Source organism: Streptomyces sp. NBC_00287 (genome assembly GCF_036173105.1).
Lineage (GTDB): Bacteria > Actinomycetota > Actinomycetes > Streptomycetales > Streptomycetaceae > Streptomyces.
This window is the reverse complement of record NZ_CP108053.1, coordinates 763,766-780,638: the sequence shown is the minus strand read 5'-3', so window position 1 is coordinate 780,638 and position 16,873 is coordinate 763,766. Positions and strand designations below refer to the sequence as shown.

17 protein-coding genes and 2 pseudogenes are annotated in these 16,873 nt (G+C 71.3%); 6 read left to right on the top strand and 13 right to left on the bottom strand.

Going from position 1 to position 16,873, the window contains the following annotated elements:
- The first annotated feature begins 33 nt into the window (after window positions 1–33).
- Window positions 34–717, top strand: a complete 684-nt coding sequence (locus tag OHT76_RS03865; protein WP_328869297.1) for a TetR/AcrR family transcriptional regulator — start codon at window positions 34–36, stop codon at window positions 715–717.
- 68 nt (window positions 718–785) lie between these two features.
- Here the strand turns inward: OHT76_RS03865 and OHT76_RS03860 are convergent, their stop codons facing one another.
- The gene (locus OHT76_RS03860; RefSeq protein WP_328869296.1) at window positions 786–1,607 is read right to left on the bottom strand and encodes an MOSC domain-containing protein; all 822 of its coding nucleotides are present in this window, start codon (window positions 1,605–1,607) and stop codon (window positions 786–788) included.
- A 168-nt stretch (window positions 1,608–1,775) separates the two neighbouring features.
- Here OHT76_RS03860 and mptB point away from each other — a divergent pair, with 168 nt between their 5' ends.
- Both mptB and OHT76_RS03850 read left to right on the top strand, forming a co-directional pair.
- Window positions 1,776–3,170, top strand: coding sequence for a polyprenol phosphomannose-dependent alpha 1,6 mannosyltransferase MptB (mptB, locus tag OHT76_RS03855; RefSeq protein WP_328869295.1), 1,395 nt, complete (start codon window positions 1,776–1,778; stop codon window positions 3,168–3,170).
- Window positions 3,167–4,522 (top strand): glycosyltransferase 87 family protein, encoded by a 1,356-nt coding sequence (locus tag OHT76_RS03850; RefSeq protein WP_328869294.1) that lies wholly within the window; start codon window positions 3,167–3,169, stop codon window positions 4,520–4,522. Before mptB ends, OHT76_RS03850 begins: the two co-directional genes overlap by 4 nt.
- 86 nt (window positions 4,523–4,608) lie before the next feature.
- Here the strand turns inward: OHT76_RS03850 and OHT76_RS03845 are convergent.
- The 4 genes and pseudogenes from OHT76_RS03845 to OHT76_RS03830 all read right to left on the bottom strand — a co-directional run.
- A pseudogene (locus OHT76_RS03845) lies at window positions 4,609–5,445 on the bottom strand (D-alanyl-D-alanine carboxypeptidase family protein); the annotation flags it as partial.
- An 84-nt stretch (window positions 5,446–5,529) separates the two neighbouring features.
- Window positions 5,530–6,657, bottom strand: coding sequence for a transcription termination factor Rho (gene rho, locus OHT76_RS03840; RefSeq protein ID WP_328869293.1), 1,128 nt, complete (start codon window positions 6,655–6,657; stop codon window positions 5,530–5,532).
- Between the two features lie 233 nt (window positions 6,658–6,890).
- A complete protein-coding gene (locus tag OHT76_RS03835) occupies window positions 6,891–7,718 on the bottom strand; it encodes a class I SAM-dependent methyltransferase (RefSeq protein ID WP_328869292.1) in 828 nt (275 codons plus the stop codon).
- A 41-nt stretch (window positions 7,719–7,759) separates the two neighbouring features.
- Entirely contained in the window at window positions 7,760–8,158 is a 399-nt protein-coding gene (locus OHT76_RS03830) for a nuclear transport factor 2 family protein (protein ID WP_328869291.1), read from the bottom strand.
- A 69-nt stretch (window positions 8,159–8,227) separates the two neighbouring features.
- Between OHT76_RS03830 and OHT76_RS03825 the strand changes: the two genes are divergently transcribed.
- Complete coding sequence (locus tag OHT76_RS03825; protein ID WP_328869290.1) at window positions 8,228–8,791, top strand: PadR family transcriptional regulator; 564 nt, start codon at window positions 8,228–8,230, stop codon at window positions 8,789–8,791.
- A 5-nt stretch (window positions 8,792–8,796) separates the two neighbouring features.
- Entirely contained in the window at window positions 8,797–9,522 is a 726-nt protein-coding gene (locus OHT76_RS03820; RefSeq protein ID WP_328869289.1) for a class I SAM-dependent methyltransferase, read from the top strand.
- A gap of 56 nt (window positions 9,523–9,578) precedes the next feature.
- Here the strand turns inward: OHT76_RS03820 and OHT76_RS03815 are convergent, their stop codons facing one another.
- The 7 genes and pseudogenes from OHT76_RS03815 to OHT76_RS03785 all read right to left on the bottom strand — a co-directional run.
- Window positions 9,579–10,322 (bottom strand): GntR family transcriptional regulator, encoded by a 744-nt coding sequence (locus tag OHT76_RS03815; RefSeq protein ID WP_328869288.1) that lies wholly within the window; start codon window positions 10,320–10,322, stop codon window positions 9,579–9,581.
- A gap of 288 nt (window positions 10,323–10,610) precedes the next feature.
- Window positions 10,611–11,030 carry a (R)-mandelonitrile lyase gene (locus OHT76_RS03810; protein WP_328869287.1) on the bottom strand — a complete coding sequence of 140 codons (420 nt, stop codon included), beginning with the start codon at window positions 11,028–11,030 and terminating at the stop codon, window positions 10,611–10,613.
- Between the two features lie 13 nt (window positions 11,031–11,043).
- On the bottom strand, window positions 11,044–11,370 hold the full coding sequence (locus OHT76_RS03805; protein WP_328869286.1) for a carboxymuconolactone decarboxylase family protein: 327 nt from the start codon (window positions 11,368–11,370) through the stop codon (window positions 11,044–11,046).
- A 116-nt stretch (window positions 11,371–11,486) separates the two neighbouring features.
- The gene (locus OHT76_RS03800; RefSeq protein WP_328869285.1) at window positions 11,487–13,154 is read right to left on the bottom strand and encodes an IclR family transcriptional regulator domain-containing protein; all 1,668 of its coding nucleotides are present in this window, start codon (window positions 13,152–13,154) and stop codon (window positions 11,487–11,489) included.
- Window positions 13,155–13,245: 91 nt separating this feature from the next.
- The gene (locus tag OHT76_RS03795) at window positions 13,246–14,535 is read right to left on the bottom strand and encodes an MFS transporter (protein ID WP_328869284.1); all 1,290 of its coding nucleotides are present in this window, start codon (window positions 14,533–14,535) and stop codon (window positions 13,246–13,248) included.
- A gap of 373 nt (window positions 14,536–14,908) precedes the next feature.
- Entirely contained in the window at window positions 14,909–15,400 is a 492-nt protein-coding gene (locus OHT76_RS03790) for a DUF6228 family protein (RefSeq protein ID WP_328869283.1), read from the bottom strand.
- Between the two features lie 33 nt (window positions 15,401–15,433).
- Window positions 15,434–15,700 (bottom strand): annotated as a pseudogene (locus OHT76_RS03785) (DUF2199 domain-containing protein); the annotation flags it as partial.
- A gap of 58 nt (window positions 15,701–15,758) precedes the next feature.
- Here OHT76_RS03785 and OHT76_RS03780 point away from each other — a divergent pair.
- Window positions 15,759–16,154, top strand: a complete 396-nt coding sequence (locus OHT76_RS03780; protein ID WP_328876447.1) for a hypothetical protein — start codon at window positions 15,759–15,761, stop codon at window positions 16,152–16,154.
- Between the two features lie 125 nt (window positions 16,155–16,279).
- On the opposite strand, the gene OHT76_RS03775 is transcribed toward OHT76_RS03780, so the two are convergent.
- Window positions 16,280–16,870, bottom strand: a complete 591-nt coding sequence (locus OHT76_RS03775; RefSeq protein WP_328876446.1) for a response regulator transcription factor — start codon at window positions 16,868–16,870, stop codon at window positions 16,280–16,282.
- Between the last annotated feature and the right edge of the window lie 3 nt (window positions 16,871–16,873).

The window sequence follows — 16,873 nt, the reverse complement described above, 5'->3', positions numbered from 1 at the left end:
GGGAAGGTTGTTCCAGTTCGATATGGTGGAGGCATGAGCGACACCGCAGCCACCGACGAAACCCCAGGCCGCACGCCCGAAACGGGGCTGCGCGCCGACGCCGAACGCAACCGCGACCGCATCCTGGCCGCCGCCCGCCGCCTGTACGCCACTGAGGGACTCGGCGTCTCGATGGCGTCCGTCGCCCGCGAGGCCGGCGTCGGCAAAGCCACCCTCTCCCGCCGCTTCGCCAGCCGCGAGGAGCTGATCAACGCCGTCTTTGCCGACCGCATGGACGCCTACGCCGACGCCGTCACCGAGGCGCTCGCCGACCCCGACCCCTGGCACGGCTTCACCGGGTACATAACGGCCGTGTGCGCGATGCAGGCTGCCGACCGTGGCTTCGCCGACGTCCTCACCATGACGTTCCCCGCCGCCAAGGCACTGGAAAAGCGCCGCGCCGAGGCGTACCACGGCTTCATCGACCTCATCGCCCGAGCCCGGGCCACTGGCTACCTGCGCGAGGACTTCGACGACCGGGACATGCCCATCCTGCTCATGGCCAACGCCGGCGTCATCAACGCCGCCGGCGACGCCGCCCCCGATACCTGGCGCCGACTGGTGGGCCACATGATCCGCTCCTTCGCCACCCCCGGCGCACCCCTGCCCCCACTCCCCGACGCCCCGACACCCACCGCCCTCTACCGGGCCATGGTCAGCATCACCCGCCCCAGCTGAACCACATCGCGCTCTTCTCGTCAGAGACGATCTACCAGGTCACGCGCCACACGTAGCCGTGGTGGTCTCTAGAGTTCGGCGTCGCCCCACTCCTCGACGACCACCTTGTCCCCGACGGACAGCTTCCCCGGCCGCACCACGGAGTACTTGGCGCCGAACACCACACCTCCACTCGCCGCGCGCCGGTAGCTCGCGAGCGTGCGCAGTGGTTCCTTGCCCTGCCGTGCCCCGGCCTCCTGGTCGACCAGGGTGACCGCGCAGCGCACCGCGAGCTTGGCGTAGCCGAGTTCGGTGCCGCCGATGGTGATGCGGCGCGCGCGGTCCTCGGCGTGTGGTTCGGCGGCCCAGTCGCCGCCGTGGACGACGATGTTCGGGCGGAAGCGGCTCATCGGGAGGGGCTCGGCCATCCGCTGGTTGAGCAGGGCGAGGGAGGACCGGGTCAGCAGGTGTACGGCACTGCTGTCGGCGTAGCCGGACGGGCCAGGGGTCCAGCCGTCGGCGATCCGGTTGTGCTCCGGGGGCACGCGGACCAGACGGCTGGGGGTGCCGAGGAACTCCGAGAGCCAGGCGGCGGCTTCGTCGCCCTGGTCGATCCCCTGAAAGGCCTCGCCGAACAGGTCGACATCCCGGCGCGGCGCGGTTGTCGTGACGTCGATGTGCACCGACGTGCCGCGCGAGTCGAGCGTGAGCCGGCTGCCGTCGGCGCTGATGGTCGGTCGGATCAGGGCGAGGAGGGGATGGCGGCGCTGGGTCCGGTATACCCCGTCCTCGTCGACGACCAGGAAACTGCGGTCGTGCGCGAGCCCCGCCGGAGTGAGGAGCGCGTCGCTCATCGACGTACCCGCGCATCCCTTGACGGGGTAGCAGATCAGATCCACGACATCGGCCATGTGCCGCCTCCTTCGGTCGGCGGCCAGGGTAGAACGCCGGTGCCTGTTCGCCGTTCCGATTCAACACCCCCAAACCAGCCACGCACCGGACACACTTCGGCTTCCCCCCGGAGGTCCCCGCGTCGATTTCCGGCCACCCGGCGTTGACACGCTGACCGAGTGTTGGCCATGGCTTTCCCCGTCGATCTCCGCCGCTGCCAGGTGCTCGGTCTGGCCGGTACCGCCTTCCTCGCGGCAGGCGGTGGCACCGCAGGAGCGCTCCCCGTCCGGGATCTCCTCGCGCCGTCGTCCGCCGAGGCCGCCCTCGGTCTCATCGGCGTGTACTTCGGCGTCGTATTGCTGATAGCGGCCTGGGCGCTGCTGGGCCGCCTTCTGCTCGGTGACGAGCCGCCGACACCGCGCGCCCTGCTGGTCACCCTTGCCGTGTGGGCGGCCCCGCTGCTGCTCGCCCCGCCGCTGTTCAGCCGGGACGTGTACAGCTATCTCGCGCAGGGCGCCATGGTGGACGCCCACATCGACGTCTACGCACACGGGCCGTCCCAACTCGGCGGCCCGCTCGCCGACGAGGTCGCCCCACTGTGGCAGCACACGGGAGCGCCGTACGGACCGGTCTTCCTCGCTCTCGCCTCCGGACTGTCCGCGCTCACCAGGGGTGAACTCCCCGCGGGCCTCTTCGGGATGCGGCTCGTCGCGCTGCTCGGGGTGGCCCTGATGGCGGCCGCGCTGCCCCGGCTCGCCCGGCACAGCGGCGCCGACCCGGCCGCCGCGCTGTGGCTCGGCGCCCTCAACCCGCTGGTCCTGCTGCACCTCGTGGCGGGTGCGCACAACGACGCCGTCATGCTGGGCCTGCTCGGCCTGGGCCTGGTCGCCGCGCTCGGCCGGTGGCCGGTCGTGGGCGCCGTACTCGTCACCCTCGCCGCCCTGGTCAAGGCGCCCGCGGTGCTCGGCCTGGCCGCGGTCGTCGTACTCCAGGTGCGGGCGGGCCGCTCCCCGGCCCGGGCCGTTGTGACGACCACGGCGGCGGCAGCCGCCACGACGGTCGCCGCGACCGCCGTCGCCGGAACCGGATACGGCTGGATCGGCGCCCTCAACACGCCCGTCTCCCCGCACAACTGGGCGCTCACCAGTCTCCTCGGCCGTGCCACCCGTGCCCTGCTGGAGGGGCTCGGCAGCGACCTGGCACCCTTCGCCGTACCAGCCTGGCACGCGCTCGGCATCGCCGCCGCCGTGGTCGCCATAGCGGTGATATGGCTACGGCTCAGGGTGCGCCCGGTGTACGCGCTCGGCCTCAGCCTCGCCGCCGTCGCCGCCTTCGGCCCGGCGATCCGCCCCTGGTACGCCCTGTGGGGCCTGTTCCTCATCGCCGCCGCCGCGCCCAGCGCCTCGGTACGGCACCGGGTGGCGGCCGTGACGGGCGTCCTGGCGCTCGCCACGCTGCCCAGTGGGGGACCGGCGGACACCGGCCAGTTGGTGCTCGCTGTCTCCGGCGGGGTGCTCGCCGTGGTCGTGCTGTGGCAGGCCCACCAGGCGGAACTCGCGCCGGCCTGGGGGCGTACCGCATGAGACTGCCCCGCACCGACCGTGGCCGACTGCTGCTGACGCTGATCCTCGTCGCCGCCGTGACCGCGTTCACCGCGACCGTGCCGCTGCTGCGCGACTGGTTCGACCTGCGCGTCTACCACGGCACCGTGGACAGCTGGATCCACCACGGCGGACGCATCTACGACTATCTGGTCCCCGGCACGACGTACGGCTTCACCTACCCGCCGTTCGCCGCCGTCGCCATGCTGCCGATGGCCCTGCTGGACCTGCCCGTCGCCATCGCCGTCGCCCTGCTGCTCAACCTGGGCGCGCTGGCCGTGGTCCTGCGCATCCTGGCCGGACGGGACTGGCGGCGCTACGGCTGGTTCGGCTGCGCCCTCGGCGCCTGCGCGCTCGCGATGTTCGAGCCGCTGCGCGACACCTTCAGCTTCGGCCAGGTGAACGTCCTGCTGCTGGCCCTGGTCCTGACGGACGCCTGGCTGCTGGCCACCGGGCGGGAACGCTGGGTGGGTTACGGCATCGGCCTGGCCGCCGCGATCAAACTCACGCCCGCCATCTTCATCGGCCTGCTCCTGCTGGCCCGCCGGTGGCGGGCGGCCGGCGTCGCCACGGCCGTGGCCGTCGGCGCCACGGCCCTGGCGGCCTGGGTGACCCCGGACGCCTCCCGCTTCTACTGGACACGGGCCCTGTGGGACACCACCCGGATCGGCCGCCTGGACTACGTGTCGAACCAGTCCCTCCAGGGCGTCCTGGCCCGGCTCGGCGAACCGGACCGTGCGCCGTGGGCGGTTGCCGTGGTCCTGGTGCTGTGCGTGTGGGCGTGGCGGGCTGGCCGGGCGATCGCCGCCGGGGAGTGGATCGCGGCCTTCGCCCTGACGGGCCTGACGGCGTGTCTGGTCAGCCCCATCACCTGGGTGCACCACCTGGTGTGGCTGCTGCCGTCGTTCGCCGTGCTGATCCGCGCCGGGCGGGCGCGGACCGCGGCCGTCCTGTACGCGCTGATGTGCACGAGCGTGGTGTGGCTGTGGTTCGACGACGCCTCCGGCGTCGACGGGTTCATCGGCTCCAACACCTACGTCTGGATCACGCTCGGCCTGCTTTTGTGGCTGCCGGTGGGTCAACTCTCCGCCGGGCGGCTCTTTCTGGGACGCAGCGTGACAGCTACGGCACCTGCACCGAGCCCGGCGGCACCCGCCACCATCCAGGCCTCCGCCCAGCCCGGACCCTCGGCCACGGGCGCCGCGACGGCTGCCGCGGACACGACGTCCGGGCCCGGACGGGGCTTGGCCCGCAGGGCGTCCAGCGAGCCCACGGGATCAACCCGGGCCGCCGCGGCGAAACCCCAGTCCAAGAGCTCGCGAGCCTCCTCGTAGACGGCGAGGCCGCCGCCGTACTGAGGGTTCATCACGGTGACGACGAGGGTCCGGCCGCCCTTGCGGGCGGCGGACACCAGGGTGTGGCCGGCGTTGCTGGTGTAGCCGTTCTTGACGCCGATCAGGCCGGGGTAGGGGTCGACTCCGTCGGCGCCGGTCAGCAGCCGGTTGGTGTTGCGGATGGGGTACGACCATCCGCCGCCGCCCGGGAACCTGGCCTCGACGGTGGCGCAGTACCGCGCGAACTCCTTGTTGCGCAGCCCCGCCCGGCCGAACACCGCGAGGTCGTACGCCGAGGACACCTGGCCGGGTGTGTCGTAGCCGTCCGGCGACAGCACCCGGGTGTCGAGGGCGCCGAGCGCACGGGCCTTGGCCTGCATTCGCTTGGCCGTGGCACGCCAGCCGCCGTTCAGCCCCGCGAGGACGTGCACGGCGTCGTTGCCGGAGTTGAGGAAGACCCCGTGCCACAGATCGGCGACCCGGTAGGTACGTCCTTCGGCGACCCCGACCAGGCTGCTGCCCGGACCGATGTCCGACAGCTCCTCCTCGTCGACCTTGTGCGGGATCCCGCCGGGCAGGGTGGGCAGCACGGTGAGGGCGAAGAGGGTCTTGAGGGTGCTGGCGGGCGGCAGTTTGCGGTGCGCGTCGCGCGCGGCGAGCACCTCGCCCGTGCGGGCGTCGGCGACCACCCACGACAGAGCGGAGACCCGCGGCACCCGGGGCGCGCCGGAGCGCAGCCGTACATGCGTACCGGAGCGATGCAGCAACGACGCCCGCGGAAGGGCCGTCACCCCCGTCCGCTCCGCCCCACCGGGGCCTGTGTCATCCCGGTCGGCCACCGCGGCGGGCGCGAGTCCCAGCAGGCCCGTCACACAGAGCGCGCAGGCGGAGACGGTCACCCGGGAAGAGAATCCGATCTTCATATGATCAACGTAGGAAGGGCGCGCCGACACACCTCGCTGCCCGGACGGAGCGTCGCGTGCGAGCACCCGGATGCCGCAGTGTGCTCAGGCCTCCTGCGGCAGCGTCGGCTGGATGAGGCGCAGGAAGGTGGCGTTGTCCGGTGTCTGGCGCATGCGCTCCAGCAGGGTCTCCAGACCGTCCTTGTTCTGCAGGGCGCGCCGCAGGCCACGGACTGCGGTCAACTCGGCCGCGTTCAGGAGCAGTTCCTCGCGGCGCGTGCCGGAAGGGTTGATGTCGATCGCCGGGAAGACCCGGCGGAAGGCCAGTTCGCGGCTCAGGCGGAGCTCCATGTTGCCGGTGCTCTTGAGCTCCTCGAAGTAGAAGTCGTCGGCGCGGGAGCCGGTTTCCACCAGGGCGGTGGCGAGGATCGTGAGCGAGCCGCCCTCCTCGGCCGCGCGGGCGGCGCCGAAGAAGCGCTTGGGGCCGATGAGCGCTGAGGCGTCGACGCCGCCGCTGAGGGTGCGGCCACCGGCGGCGGCCGCGTTGTTGTGCGCCCGGCACAGCCGGGTCAGGGAGTCGAGCAGGATCACGACGTCCTCGCCCGCCTCGACCAGACGCTTGGCCCGTTCGATGACGAGTTCGGCGAGCGCGATGTGCTGCTTGGGCGCCCGGTCGAACGTCGAGGCGTACACCTCGCCGCGCACCGAGCGCCGCATGTCGGTGACTTCCTCGGGGCGTTCGTCGAGCAGCACCACCATCAGGCGGGCCTCGGGGTGGTTGCCGGCCACCGCGGCGGCGATCTGCTGGAGCAGTACCGTCTTGCCGGTCTTGGGTGGCGCCACGATCAGCCCGCGCTGGCCCTTGCCGACGGGTGCGATCAGGTCGGCGACGCGTCCGGTGAGCCCGGCCGCCGGGTGTTCGAGGCGGATCCGCTCGCTGGGGTGCAGTGGCGTCAGGTCGCCGAAGTGCCGGCGGTTCTTGTCGGGTGCGCGGCCGCCGACGCGGGCGATCTCGGTGAGGGTCCGCCGGTCGCCTCGCAGGCCTTCGACGAGGTCGCCCTTGCGCAGGCCGTGGCGGCGGATCAGGGCGGGGGAGACCTGGAGGTCGGAGGACGTGGGCAGCAGGCTGTCGGCGGCGCGAAGGTAGCCCTTCCCGCTCGCGTCGATGTCGAGCACACCGGTGACGGTCTGGGGCGTGGACTTCTGTGCTGGGGGTTCGAGTGTGGTGGTCATGGGAGTGGGTCCTTTCACGGACGTACGGCATGGGACATGCGGAAGGGAGGGGATGCCGCGGGAACGAGGCGGTCAAAGGCGCCTTCGGGCGGCGGAGAACCTCGGACAAGGCCGGATCGCCGGCCACGAGGTGGTGAGAAAGCCGGTAAGCAACCGGCTGAACTGAAGGAGAACTGGCACCGGCGCCCAGAACTGGGCGTACACAAGTGCTAACCGGACGATACCACGGGGATTCAGCGCGTGGCGAGGATTCCGTACAGGAGCGGGATGCGCGGCTCGGTCAGCCGCCACCAGCCGGACGGCGTGCGGACCATCTGCGGCCAGCGCGGCCACGGCAGCTCATTGCTCTCGCGGAGCCGCCGGATGCTCAGTCCTGCTCGGGTCAACGCGGTGACGACCTCTCCTATTCCGTGCATCCACTCGAAGCTGTCGGTGGCGCCCTCGACGGCCGGACCGTCCGTGTAGGTGTGCGTCGCGTCCCGGTGCACGGGACCGCCGCCGCCCAGGTAGTCGTGCCGGAGCAGCAGCTCGGGCCCCTCGCCCGGAGCGGGCTTGGGGCCGAGGGAGTTCAGCAGCGGATGGAACTCGACGAGGTACAACAGGCCGCCGGGGCGCAGCAGTTCGGCCACGACACCGGCCCACCGGTCCAGGTCGGGCAGGTAACACAGGGCGCCCTTGCCGGTGTACACGACGTCGAACTGCTCCCGGCCCAGGGCCTCCACGGCGTCGTACACATTCGCCTGTACGTAGCCGATGTCGGCGCCCGTCTTGGCGGCGAGGTCGCGGGCGGCGGCGACGGAGGCGGCGGAGAAGTCGAGGCCGACCGCCCGGGCCCCGCGCCGGGCGAGGGCGATCGTCTCGGTGCCCAGATGGCACTGGAGGTGGAGCACATCACGGCCGGACAGGTCGCCGAGGTCCGTCCATTCGAAGGTGGCGAACCAGCGGGCGGGGTCGAGGTCCTGGTCGAGGCCGTAGAAGCGGCTGGCGAGGTGGACGGGGGTGCGGGCGTCCCAGTTCGCCTGGTTGGCCCGCATCAGCCGTGCGTGCTCGTCGGTGCTCATGAGGACATCCAACCGCGAACTGGCGCGGAATGGGCGGGGACTCAGGCGGAACGCGCCTCCGCCTCCTTGGCGATCTGCTCGAACTGCGCGCCCATCGCGGCGGCCAGCGCCTGCGCCGCCGACAGCGGACGGACCATCACCGTGAACTCGTCGATCAGACCGTCCTCGTTGACATGGAGGAAGTCGCAGCCCTGGATCTCCCGGTCGCCGACCCGCGCGGTGAAGACCAGTGCGTGGTCCCGGCCGTTCGCGTCGTTGATCTCCCGGACATAGCGGAAGTCCTCGAAGACCCGCGCCACCCCGCGCAGGATCGCCGCCGTGATCGCCTTGCCGGGGTACGGCTTGAACACCACCGGGCTGGTGAAGACGACGTCCTCCGCCAGCAGAGCCTCGGCGGCGTCGAGGTCCCATGCCTCGATCGCCTCGCGGAACGCCTGCATCGCAGCCTCCATAGTAAATTTGTTGAGTAGGTGCGGAAGAGAATAATCACCTCCTGCTAGCGTGTCCATATGTCGCTGAAGTACGCCGTCCTGGCCGCCCTCCTGGAGGGGGAGGCGTCGGGATACGAGCTGTCCAAGGTGTTCGATGTGTCGTTCGCGAACTTCTGGGCCTCGACGCCGCAGCAGCTCTACCGGGAGCTGGAGCGTCTGACGCAGGACGGTCTGATCGAGGCCCGGGTGGTGCAGCAGGAACGCCGGCCCAACAAGCGGATGTTCACGCTGACCGAGGCGGGCCGGGAGGAGCTGGGCTCCTTCGCCGCCGCGCCGGTACGCCGCCCGGCGGCGATGCGCGACGAACTGATGATCAAGATTCAGGCCATGGACGACTCGGAGCCCGGGCCGACGATCGCGCTGATCGAGGAGCGCATGTCCTGGGCGCTCGGCAAACTCGCCCGCTACGAGCGGGTCCGCGACAGGCTCCTGTCCGGACGCACGGAGGAGGACTATCTGCGCGAGGCGGACCGCGTCGGCCCGTACCTCACGCTCCTGGCCGGTATCGCCTACGAGGAGGAGAACCGGCGCTGGTGCGAGCGCGTTCTCACGGTCCTCAAACAGCGAACTCCCCTAAGCTGACGCCGATGTTCAGCCCCGAAGGCCCCACCCTGCGCGAACTCGCCGTCCAGGCGCTGTCGTCCGTCGAACGCGGCTACGACCTGCTCGCGCCGAAGTTCGACCACACCCCCTTCCGCACCCCCGACTCGGTACTCGACGCCGTCGCCGAGGCACTGGAGCGCATGGGACCCTTCGATGCCGGTCTCGACCTGTGCTGCGGCACGGGCGCCGGGATCGATGTCCTCACGCGCGTGTGCCGACACCATGTCGCCGGGATCGACTTCAGCGCGGGCATGCTGGCGGTCGCGCGCGAGCGCACGCCCAAGGCCGAGCCGCCGGTGTCGTACGTCCGTGCCGACGCCCGCGCTCTCCCCTTCGCGCCCGCCTTCGACCTCGCGGTGAGCTTCGGCGCCTTCGGGCACTTTCTGCCGCGCGAGCTGCCGGGGCTGTTCGCCCAGGTGCACTCCGTCCTGCGGCCCGGCGGGGCGTTCGTCTTCCCGGTCGTCGCTCCGCCGCGGCCGGGATCGTGGGCGTACTGGATGCTGTGGGGCTTCGACGCGGTGATGCGGGTGCGCAATGCCGTGTGGCGTCCGCCGTTCGTCATGTACTACCGGGCGTTCCGGCTGGGTGAGGTGGTGCCGGACCTCGAGCGCGCCGGATTCTCCGTGGCCTTGGAGCCCCTTCCCGAGTTCGGCCGACGGCGGGACGGGAGTCCGCGGGTCCGGATGATCGTGGCGCGTCGGCTGACCTGAGGGCAACACCCAGATCTCCGCCGTGATCCGGGCGTTGCCCTCGGAAGCGGGCGCCTTCAGACTGCCGCCGGCAGGGTGAACTCGTAGACCAGTGCGTCCTGTCGGGCGTCAACGACCAGTTCGGTGATCTCCAGTGGGCGGGCGTACTGGTCGTGCACGCATCGCGTGACCCGTACCGACGGTGCGCCCGCGAGCGGGGTGATGGAGTCCCGGTGATGCAGGGTCAGACCCGCCTTGCGCATCCAGTCGTAGGCGCGGCGGAGTTGGGCCGAGGTGGAGCCGTCGGCGCGGTCCCGGTAGCGGGCCAGTTCCTGGACCTCGGCCAGTGCGACGGCGGAGAACGACGTGACGGCCGTACGGTGGCCGCGTCCGTCGGCGCCCGCGGACTCGTAGCGGTGCACGAGGGTGCGGCGGTGCGGGGCGAGGCCCAGGGCCTCGGCGTGGCCCGGCGGGGGAGTCTCCCAGGTCACCGTCGTGCGGTCGACGGCGCCGGGATCGGCGGCCCGGGCGCCGACCGGGAAGGTGAGCGCCGCGGGGTTCTCGACCGGCAGCCCGGGCAGCGTGGCGTGGCTGCCGCGCCGGTCGGTGGCGACCAGGCCGTCGTGCCGCAGCACCTCCAGCGCCTGCCGTACGGTCTCCCTGCTGACCCCGTATTGCCGCGCCAAGTGCCGTTCGCCCGGCAGCCGTTCGCCGGGCGGGATCGTGCCGTCGCTCAGCTCGCCGAGCAACTGCGTCGCGATGCGCCAGTAGAGGGGCTGTGCCTCGGTGAGCGGGTGGTCGTGCGGGGTGGTGCGGGCCATGCCGCGCCCTCCTGTTGGTGACGTGCCGTAGCCATGTCGACTCATTGCGCCACCAGATCTAGCATTGGTCTAAACCAGCAGGGAAGGGTGCCGGGCTGGTTCGGCCGAAACCAGCCCGCGTCACGTCCGGTGGATGGAACCAGCGCCGTGGTTCGTGTGGGCGATGATCTCGGTGGTGAGGGAGATGGCCGTCTCCTTGGGATACCTCGAAGGTCCAGCAGCGAGGTCCGGTTGTCGACCGTGACGGTGTGCCGCTCGCCGTTGACCATCAATTGACTACTACGTCCGTCAGACCGCCGCCTGCGTGGCCACCACGCGGTACTCGTCGTCCGTGACGTGCTCACCCCACTCGACGGCGGGGGCCTCCGGATCGCCGGTGCCCTGCGCCATCGCCAGGTGAGCCATGAAGTGGTCGGGAGCTGCGCCGTGCCAGTGCCATTCGCCCGGCGGGGTGAAGACGGTGTCGCCCGGCCGCATCACGATGACCGCGCCGTCCCGTGTCGCCACCAGGCCGACGCCCTCGGTGACGTGCAGCGTCTGACCCAGGGCGTGCCGGTGCCAGGCGGTGCGGGCACACGGCGTGAACCGCACGAGGGCGGCGGTCAGCAGGGACGGTGCCTGCCCGTCGGTGAGCACGGTCAGCCAGACATCGCCGGTGAACCGCTCCGCCGGGGCCTTGCCGGTGGCGCTCCGCGCGAGGAGTTCCATGTCCGTGGCCTCCCTACGCCTTCTCGTCCTCGACGATGTCCTTGAGCTGCATCAGCGCGCCCATGCCGCTGGGCCACCCGGCGTAGAACGCCACATGGGTGAGAGCCTCGACGAGTTCGTCCCTGGTCAGCCCGTTCTCCAGCGCGATCTTCAGATGGCTGTCGAGCTGGCCCGGCCGGTACGTGGCGGCGAGCACCGCGACGGTGACCAGGCTGCGGTCACGAGGGGACAGGCCCTCGCGCTTCCATACGTCGCCGAAGAGCACGTCATCGGTGAGCTGGACCATCTTCGGCGCGAGATCGCCGAGCAGCTGCTGAGCGCGGCTGGGCTGATCGGACACGGATGTCTCCTTCGAGCAGGACGCATCGGTGTCAGTCAGTCTTGCTGCAGGCCAGCGCCCCGGCCAGCCGGGAGGGCCCTGTCGTTCCCTGGCTCGCCACGCCCGCCCAGGTCGGCTCAGGTGGGGATCTGGACGAAGCGGGAGGCCGTCCACAGGTCCCGCTCGATCCCGGTGGCCGTGGCGCGCAGCGCGGGCAGGACCTCGGTGAGGCATGCGTCGAGGGTCCGCCGGGTGCTGTGCATGGCGACGTTGATCGAGGCGATCACCTGGCCCGCTCGGTCGTGCACAGGGACGGCGAGGGAGCGCAGTCCGGCTTCCAACTCGCCGTCGGTCAGGGCGTATCCCTCGTCGCGCACCCGGTCCAGGAGTGCGTCGACGGCGGGCCGGGTGGTGAGGGTGGCGTCGGTCAGGGCCCGTAGTTCGGTGCGGTCGAGCGCGGTGGTCCGCTCGGCCGGGGAGAGACCGGCGAGCAGGACGCGCCCCATGGAGGTGGCGTAGGCGGGCAGGCGGGTGCCGACGTGGATGTCGACGCTCATCACCCGCCTCGCGGCTGCCCGCGCCATGTACTGGATGTCGTCCCCGACCAGCACCGCAAGCGAGGCCGAGTCGACGACCTGCCGCATGAGCGCGGCGAGGTGCGGTGCGGCCAGCCCCGACAGCGTCGTACGGGACTGCTGTGCGAAGCCGAGGTCGAGGACGCGCGGGGTGAGCCGGTAGTGCCGCTCGTCCCTGGTGACGTAGCCGAGGTGCTCGAAGGTGATCAAGGACCGGCGTGCTGTGGCCCGTGCCAGGCCGGTGGCCTCGGCGATCGACGTCAGGGGCAGGGTGTCGCGGCCCTCGCCGAACGCGGTGAGTACGCCGAGGCCGCGGGCCAGCGATTCCACGAACTCCCGGCCCACCTCCTGCTTCCCGGCTCCTCCGCGCGGGGCGTCCGGGGCGGGCACGGGCTCGGGGACGGCGGGCGGCGCTTCACGCAGCGTGTGCTCCATCTCCGCGACGGCGGCGCGCAGTTGGGGCAGCACGGCCTCGTGCAGCGAGGTGACGGTGTGTCTGCTGGTGTGGCTGACCACGCTCGGCGCGCACACCTTGCGGCCGTCGGCGTCGCGCACGACCGTCGCGATGGCGATCAGGCCCGGCTCGAGCATCTGGTCGTCGATGGCCCAGCCGCGCTCCCGGGCCGCGTCGGCCCGTTCCTCCAGTGCGGCCCCGCCGCCTCCCGGGTCCTGCCGGGGCGGCACGGAGGGGAACCCGTGGTGGGCGGGGTCGGCGGCGAGCCGTGCACGCCAGTCGGCCCACTGCCGCGGCGTCCAGTCGGCGGCGAACAGCGGCCCGGGGGCCATCCGTTCGATGGGGAGCAGGTCGCCGATGCGGAAACTGAGCGTCATGGCGCGGCGGTGGGTCACCTGGTGGATGAAGCGGAGACCGTCGCCGTCCGGCACGGTCAGGGACACCGACTCGTCGAGCGCGTCGGCCAGCCGCTTGACGTGCGGGCCGAGCAGGGCGGGCAGCCGGACGGACGCGAGATAGGCGTTGCCGAACTCCATGACCTTGGGCAACAGGGTGACGGCCCGTCCGTTGAGGCTGATGAGGCCCAGATGATCGAGGGTCGCGGCGATCCGGTCCACGGTGGAGCGGGGCAGCTCGGTGGCGAAGGAGAGGTCACGCAGGCTTACCTCGCCGTCCGAGTCCGCGAGGTGCCGCAGCACGCGGATCCCGCGGATCAGAGGCGTGACGGCCTCCGGCGGAACCGTCGAGGTCGCGGGCGGGGCGAGGGGCGTCGTCATGGGCTCTCCGTGGCGGTGGTGCCGCCACCCTAACGTCGGTGCCCGGCCGGTCGGCCGGGCACCGTACTTCTGCGCCCGAGGGCGGGGGGCGTCAGTCGACGGCGGCCGCGAGGACGGGCGCCTTGCGCGGCGCCGACCACCGCCCGGCCATCGGCACCAGCGTGATCGCGGCGGCGGCGACCACGGCCGCCACGGCGAAGGTGGTGAAGCCGAGGGAGGGGTTGCCGCCCGCGATGACCGCCCCGCCGAGCCACGGTCCGACCACCGCTCCGGTACGGCCGATACCGGCGACCCAGCCCAGGCCGGTGGCGCGCTGGGCCGGGGCGTACACCTTGGCGGTGGCCGCGTACACCATCGTCTGGGCGCTGAACAGCCAGATGCCCGTCATGAACACGACCGCATAGGCGACGCCCAGCGGCATCTGCGTCTTGAGCAGCAGGGCCCCGCAGGCGGTGAGCACGAACCAGATCGCGGAGATGCGCACCGCACCGAACCGGTCCGCGGCCCGTCCGGCCACCAGCATGCCGACGATGCCACCCGCGTTGATCACCATGAGGAAGGTGACCGAGGAGGACAGGCTGTAGCCAGAGGCGCGCATCAGCTCGGGCAGCCAGGTCGAGACGCCGTAGACGAGGAGAAGCCCGGCGAACGAGGCGACCCACAACAGCGGCGTGGCCCAGCGGTTGCCCGGCGCGAACAGGGCGCCGATCGTGGACAGCCGTCCCTTGGCGCCGGCCGCCGGGGCGTCCTCGGCGTCGGGCCGCACCAGACCGTACCGGTCCGCGACCTCGTACGCCTGGGCCGTGCGCCCCTTGGCCAGGAGCACGCGCGGCGACTCCGGCAGCCACTTGAGCACCAGCGGAACGGCTACGACGGCGGGGATGACGCCGGCCCAGAACACCCAGCGCCAGCCGTGCTCGGGGGCGATGGCGAGGCCGAGGCCCGTGGCCGCCATGCCGCCCGCGTGGTACGAGGTCATCATCAGGCCCGTGGCCAACGCCGCCCGGCGCGGCGGCGCGAACTCGGCGACGATGGCCAGACCGATGGGCATCAGACCGCCCAGGCCGAGACCAGCGAGAAAGCGCCCCGCGCCGAACACACCCGCGCTCGGGGCGAGGGCGCACACGGCCGAGCCCGCGGAGAACAGCACCACACTCGCGGTGACCAGCGGCTTGCGGCCCAGCCAGTCCGTGGCCGTACCCGCGGCCAGGGCGCCGATCAGCATGCCGAAGGTGGTCCACGAACCGACGCTGCCCGCCGTGGACGTACTGAAGCCGAGCTCCGCATCGCCGAGCAGGTGCGGCATCACGGCACCGTAGATGTTGACGTCCATGCCGTCGAAGAAGACGACCAGCCAGCACAGAGCCAGGATCGGAGCCACTGCTCTGAAGGTGCGCGGCGCATGGGGGGAACCGGAGGCGGTCAAGGGACTGCTCACTTTCTCCCACGACGTCGTGGGGAGCGAGGGGAGCGAGGGGAGCGGTGGGGGACGGTGGCGGACGAGCATGCGCGGCGGCGAACGAGGAAACGCCCGCCTGGGCGGCGGGGCGAGCCCTCCTGTTCGCCTGGCGAAATTCGTTTCGCTGACGCTGGGGTGTGAGTTTGCGGACCGCGCTGCACCGTGTCAAGGCCTCGTCGGTGGCGCGGGCCTGGTCGAGGGGGGACTTGCAGCGTCTCTCAGCCAGGAAGCATGGCGGTCAGGTACGAGTGGGACTGCTGAACTTCGATAGCCACGATCTGGCGGGGTCCAGGCGTCATCGGCCTGGCGGTAGGTCATCAACTGATGGGTGGGCGGCGCGCTCCCAGGCGAGGAAGTGCCGGATATCGGCTGCGAAGGACGACATCTGCTCGCCCGCCTCCAACCACGTGGTCACCGAGGTGTTCCAGTCGCCCGCCGCGCTCCGCCAGGGACGAATAGTCCAGGTCAGGCCGATGTAACCGCCGGAGCGGCAGACGGCGGAGACGGCGAGGTCGCGGTCCATGGTGTGCCAGGTCCGCTCGCCTTCCCAGCCCCGGTAGTCCGCGGCCAGCTCCTCCAGAAACGTGGTGAGGTCGTTGTCCCAGATCCAGGCGACCACCTCGGTGACACGGGCGGTCAGGCCAGGTGCCCGGGCTTCTACGGTGTAGTGGACGGAGTCCTGGTCGAAGCTGAACCGGTCGCAGAACGTCATGCCCACGGATGAGTTGTCCTGGCAGCGGATGGTCACCCGGGCCTTGTCATCGAGGTCGCCGTCCGGGGATGTCATGCACGGAACGCTAGGTCAGTGCTGCCTTGATCGTCATCCGGATTCATCGCCGTCGCCGTGAAACAGGGCTTCGGCGATTTCGCGCACACGGTCCATGGTGATGCCGACGCGCTGTTCGACAGCGAGCGGGTGGTCGGTGGGCTCGAGCTCGACGAGGGGACGCTCGCCGACCGGGCGGATGTGGACGTTCGTCTTCAGGTTGATGGTGCTCGGGGAGTAGATCGGCAGCTCGGTGGTGAGCCAGCCGAAGTACGGCTTCTCAGACTCGCGTCCCGGCGTGTCCCATAGGTCCGCTGCGCGGGGGCTGGGCTGGGTAGGACGATTCGGCTGTTCGCCATGCCGCTACGCTGGGGCCGTGATGATCAGGGGGAAACGCGGACGGTGGCTCGTCACCGCACTGACCGCTGCTGCGGTATTCATCTCAGGGTGTACGGACTCGGTCGACACCGACGAGTTGCCCGGCGTGTACCGCAACGAAGCGACCGGCGGCAAGCTCCGACTTGAGTCCGACGGGACGTTCTCCGCCACCGACGTATCGACCGACAGATCCTCCGGCTCCGCCGATTTCAGCGGCCGATGGGAGTTCGTCGAGAGCCAGGGGGCCAGCGACTTCATCTACCTGACGGTCGATGACGGCGGACTCGGCAGGATCGGTGGCGTCCAGCTCTGGCCGAAGGGCCCGAAGTCGGTGTACTTCCAGGACGATCCGGATGAGCCGCCGGCCCTGGTGCTCACCAAGGCGTCCGCACCGTAGATCCTTTGTGCTCAGTCCGGTGAGTTCGAGGCGTCGGTCCCAGCGCACGGCGAGGCGTTTGAACTGGTGGAGGCGGAGAGCCAGCGCTCCCGCCGTTACTGCTCCCGCATCTCCGAACCGGCTCACTAGGTGAGCTCCAGCAGCCCCCGCCGCACCGCCTCCGCGACCGCCGCCGCTCTGTTGTCGACGCCGAGTTTCCGGTAGATGCGTACCAGGTGTGTCTTGACGGTTGCCTCGCCGAGGTACAGGGCGTCCGCGATGGCGCGGTTGCTGTGGCCGTCGGCCATCGACCGGACGACTTCCCGCTCCCGCTCGGTCAACTCCGGGGCGGGACTGACGACTTGCCCGACCAGGTCGCCGACCACCTCTGCCGCGAGGCCCAGGCCGCCCTCGGCGGCGCTGCGCACGGCCCGGAAGAGGTCCTCCGGCGGCCCCGCCTTGAGGACGTAGCCGCGTGCGCCGGCCTCGAGGGCTGGTACGACGTCGGCCCGTCCCGAGTAGCTGGTCAGCATCACCACGGGCATGCCCGGAGCCTTGGCGGTGAGGCGGCGGATCGCTTCGACGCCGTCGATGCCGGCGCCCGTGCCCGCGAAGCGCAGGTCCATCAGCACGACATCGGGTGCCAGTTCGAGCGCCAGGCGTACGGCTTCCTCGCCGCTGCCGGCCTCCGCGATCACATCGAGGTCCGGCTGCCGTTCCGGCGGGTGGAACGGCAGCCC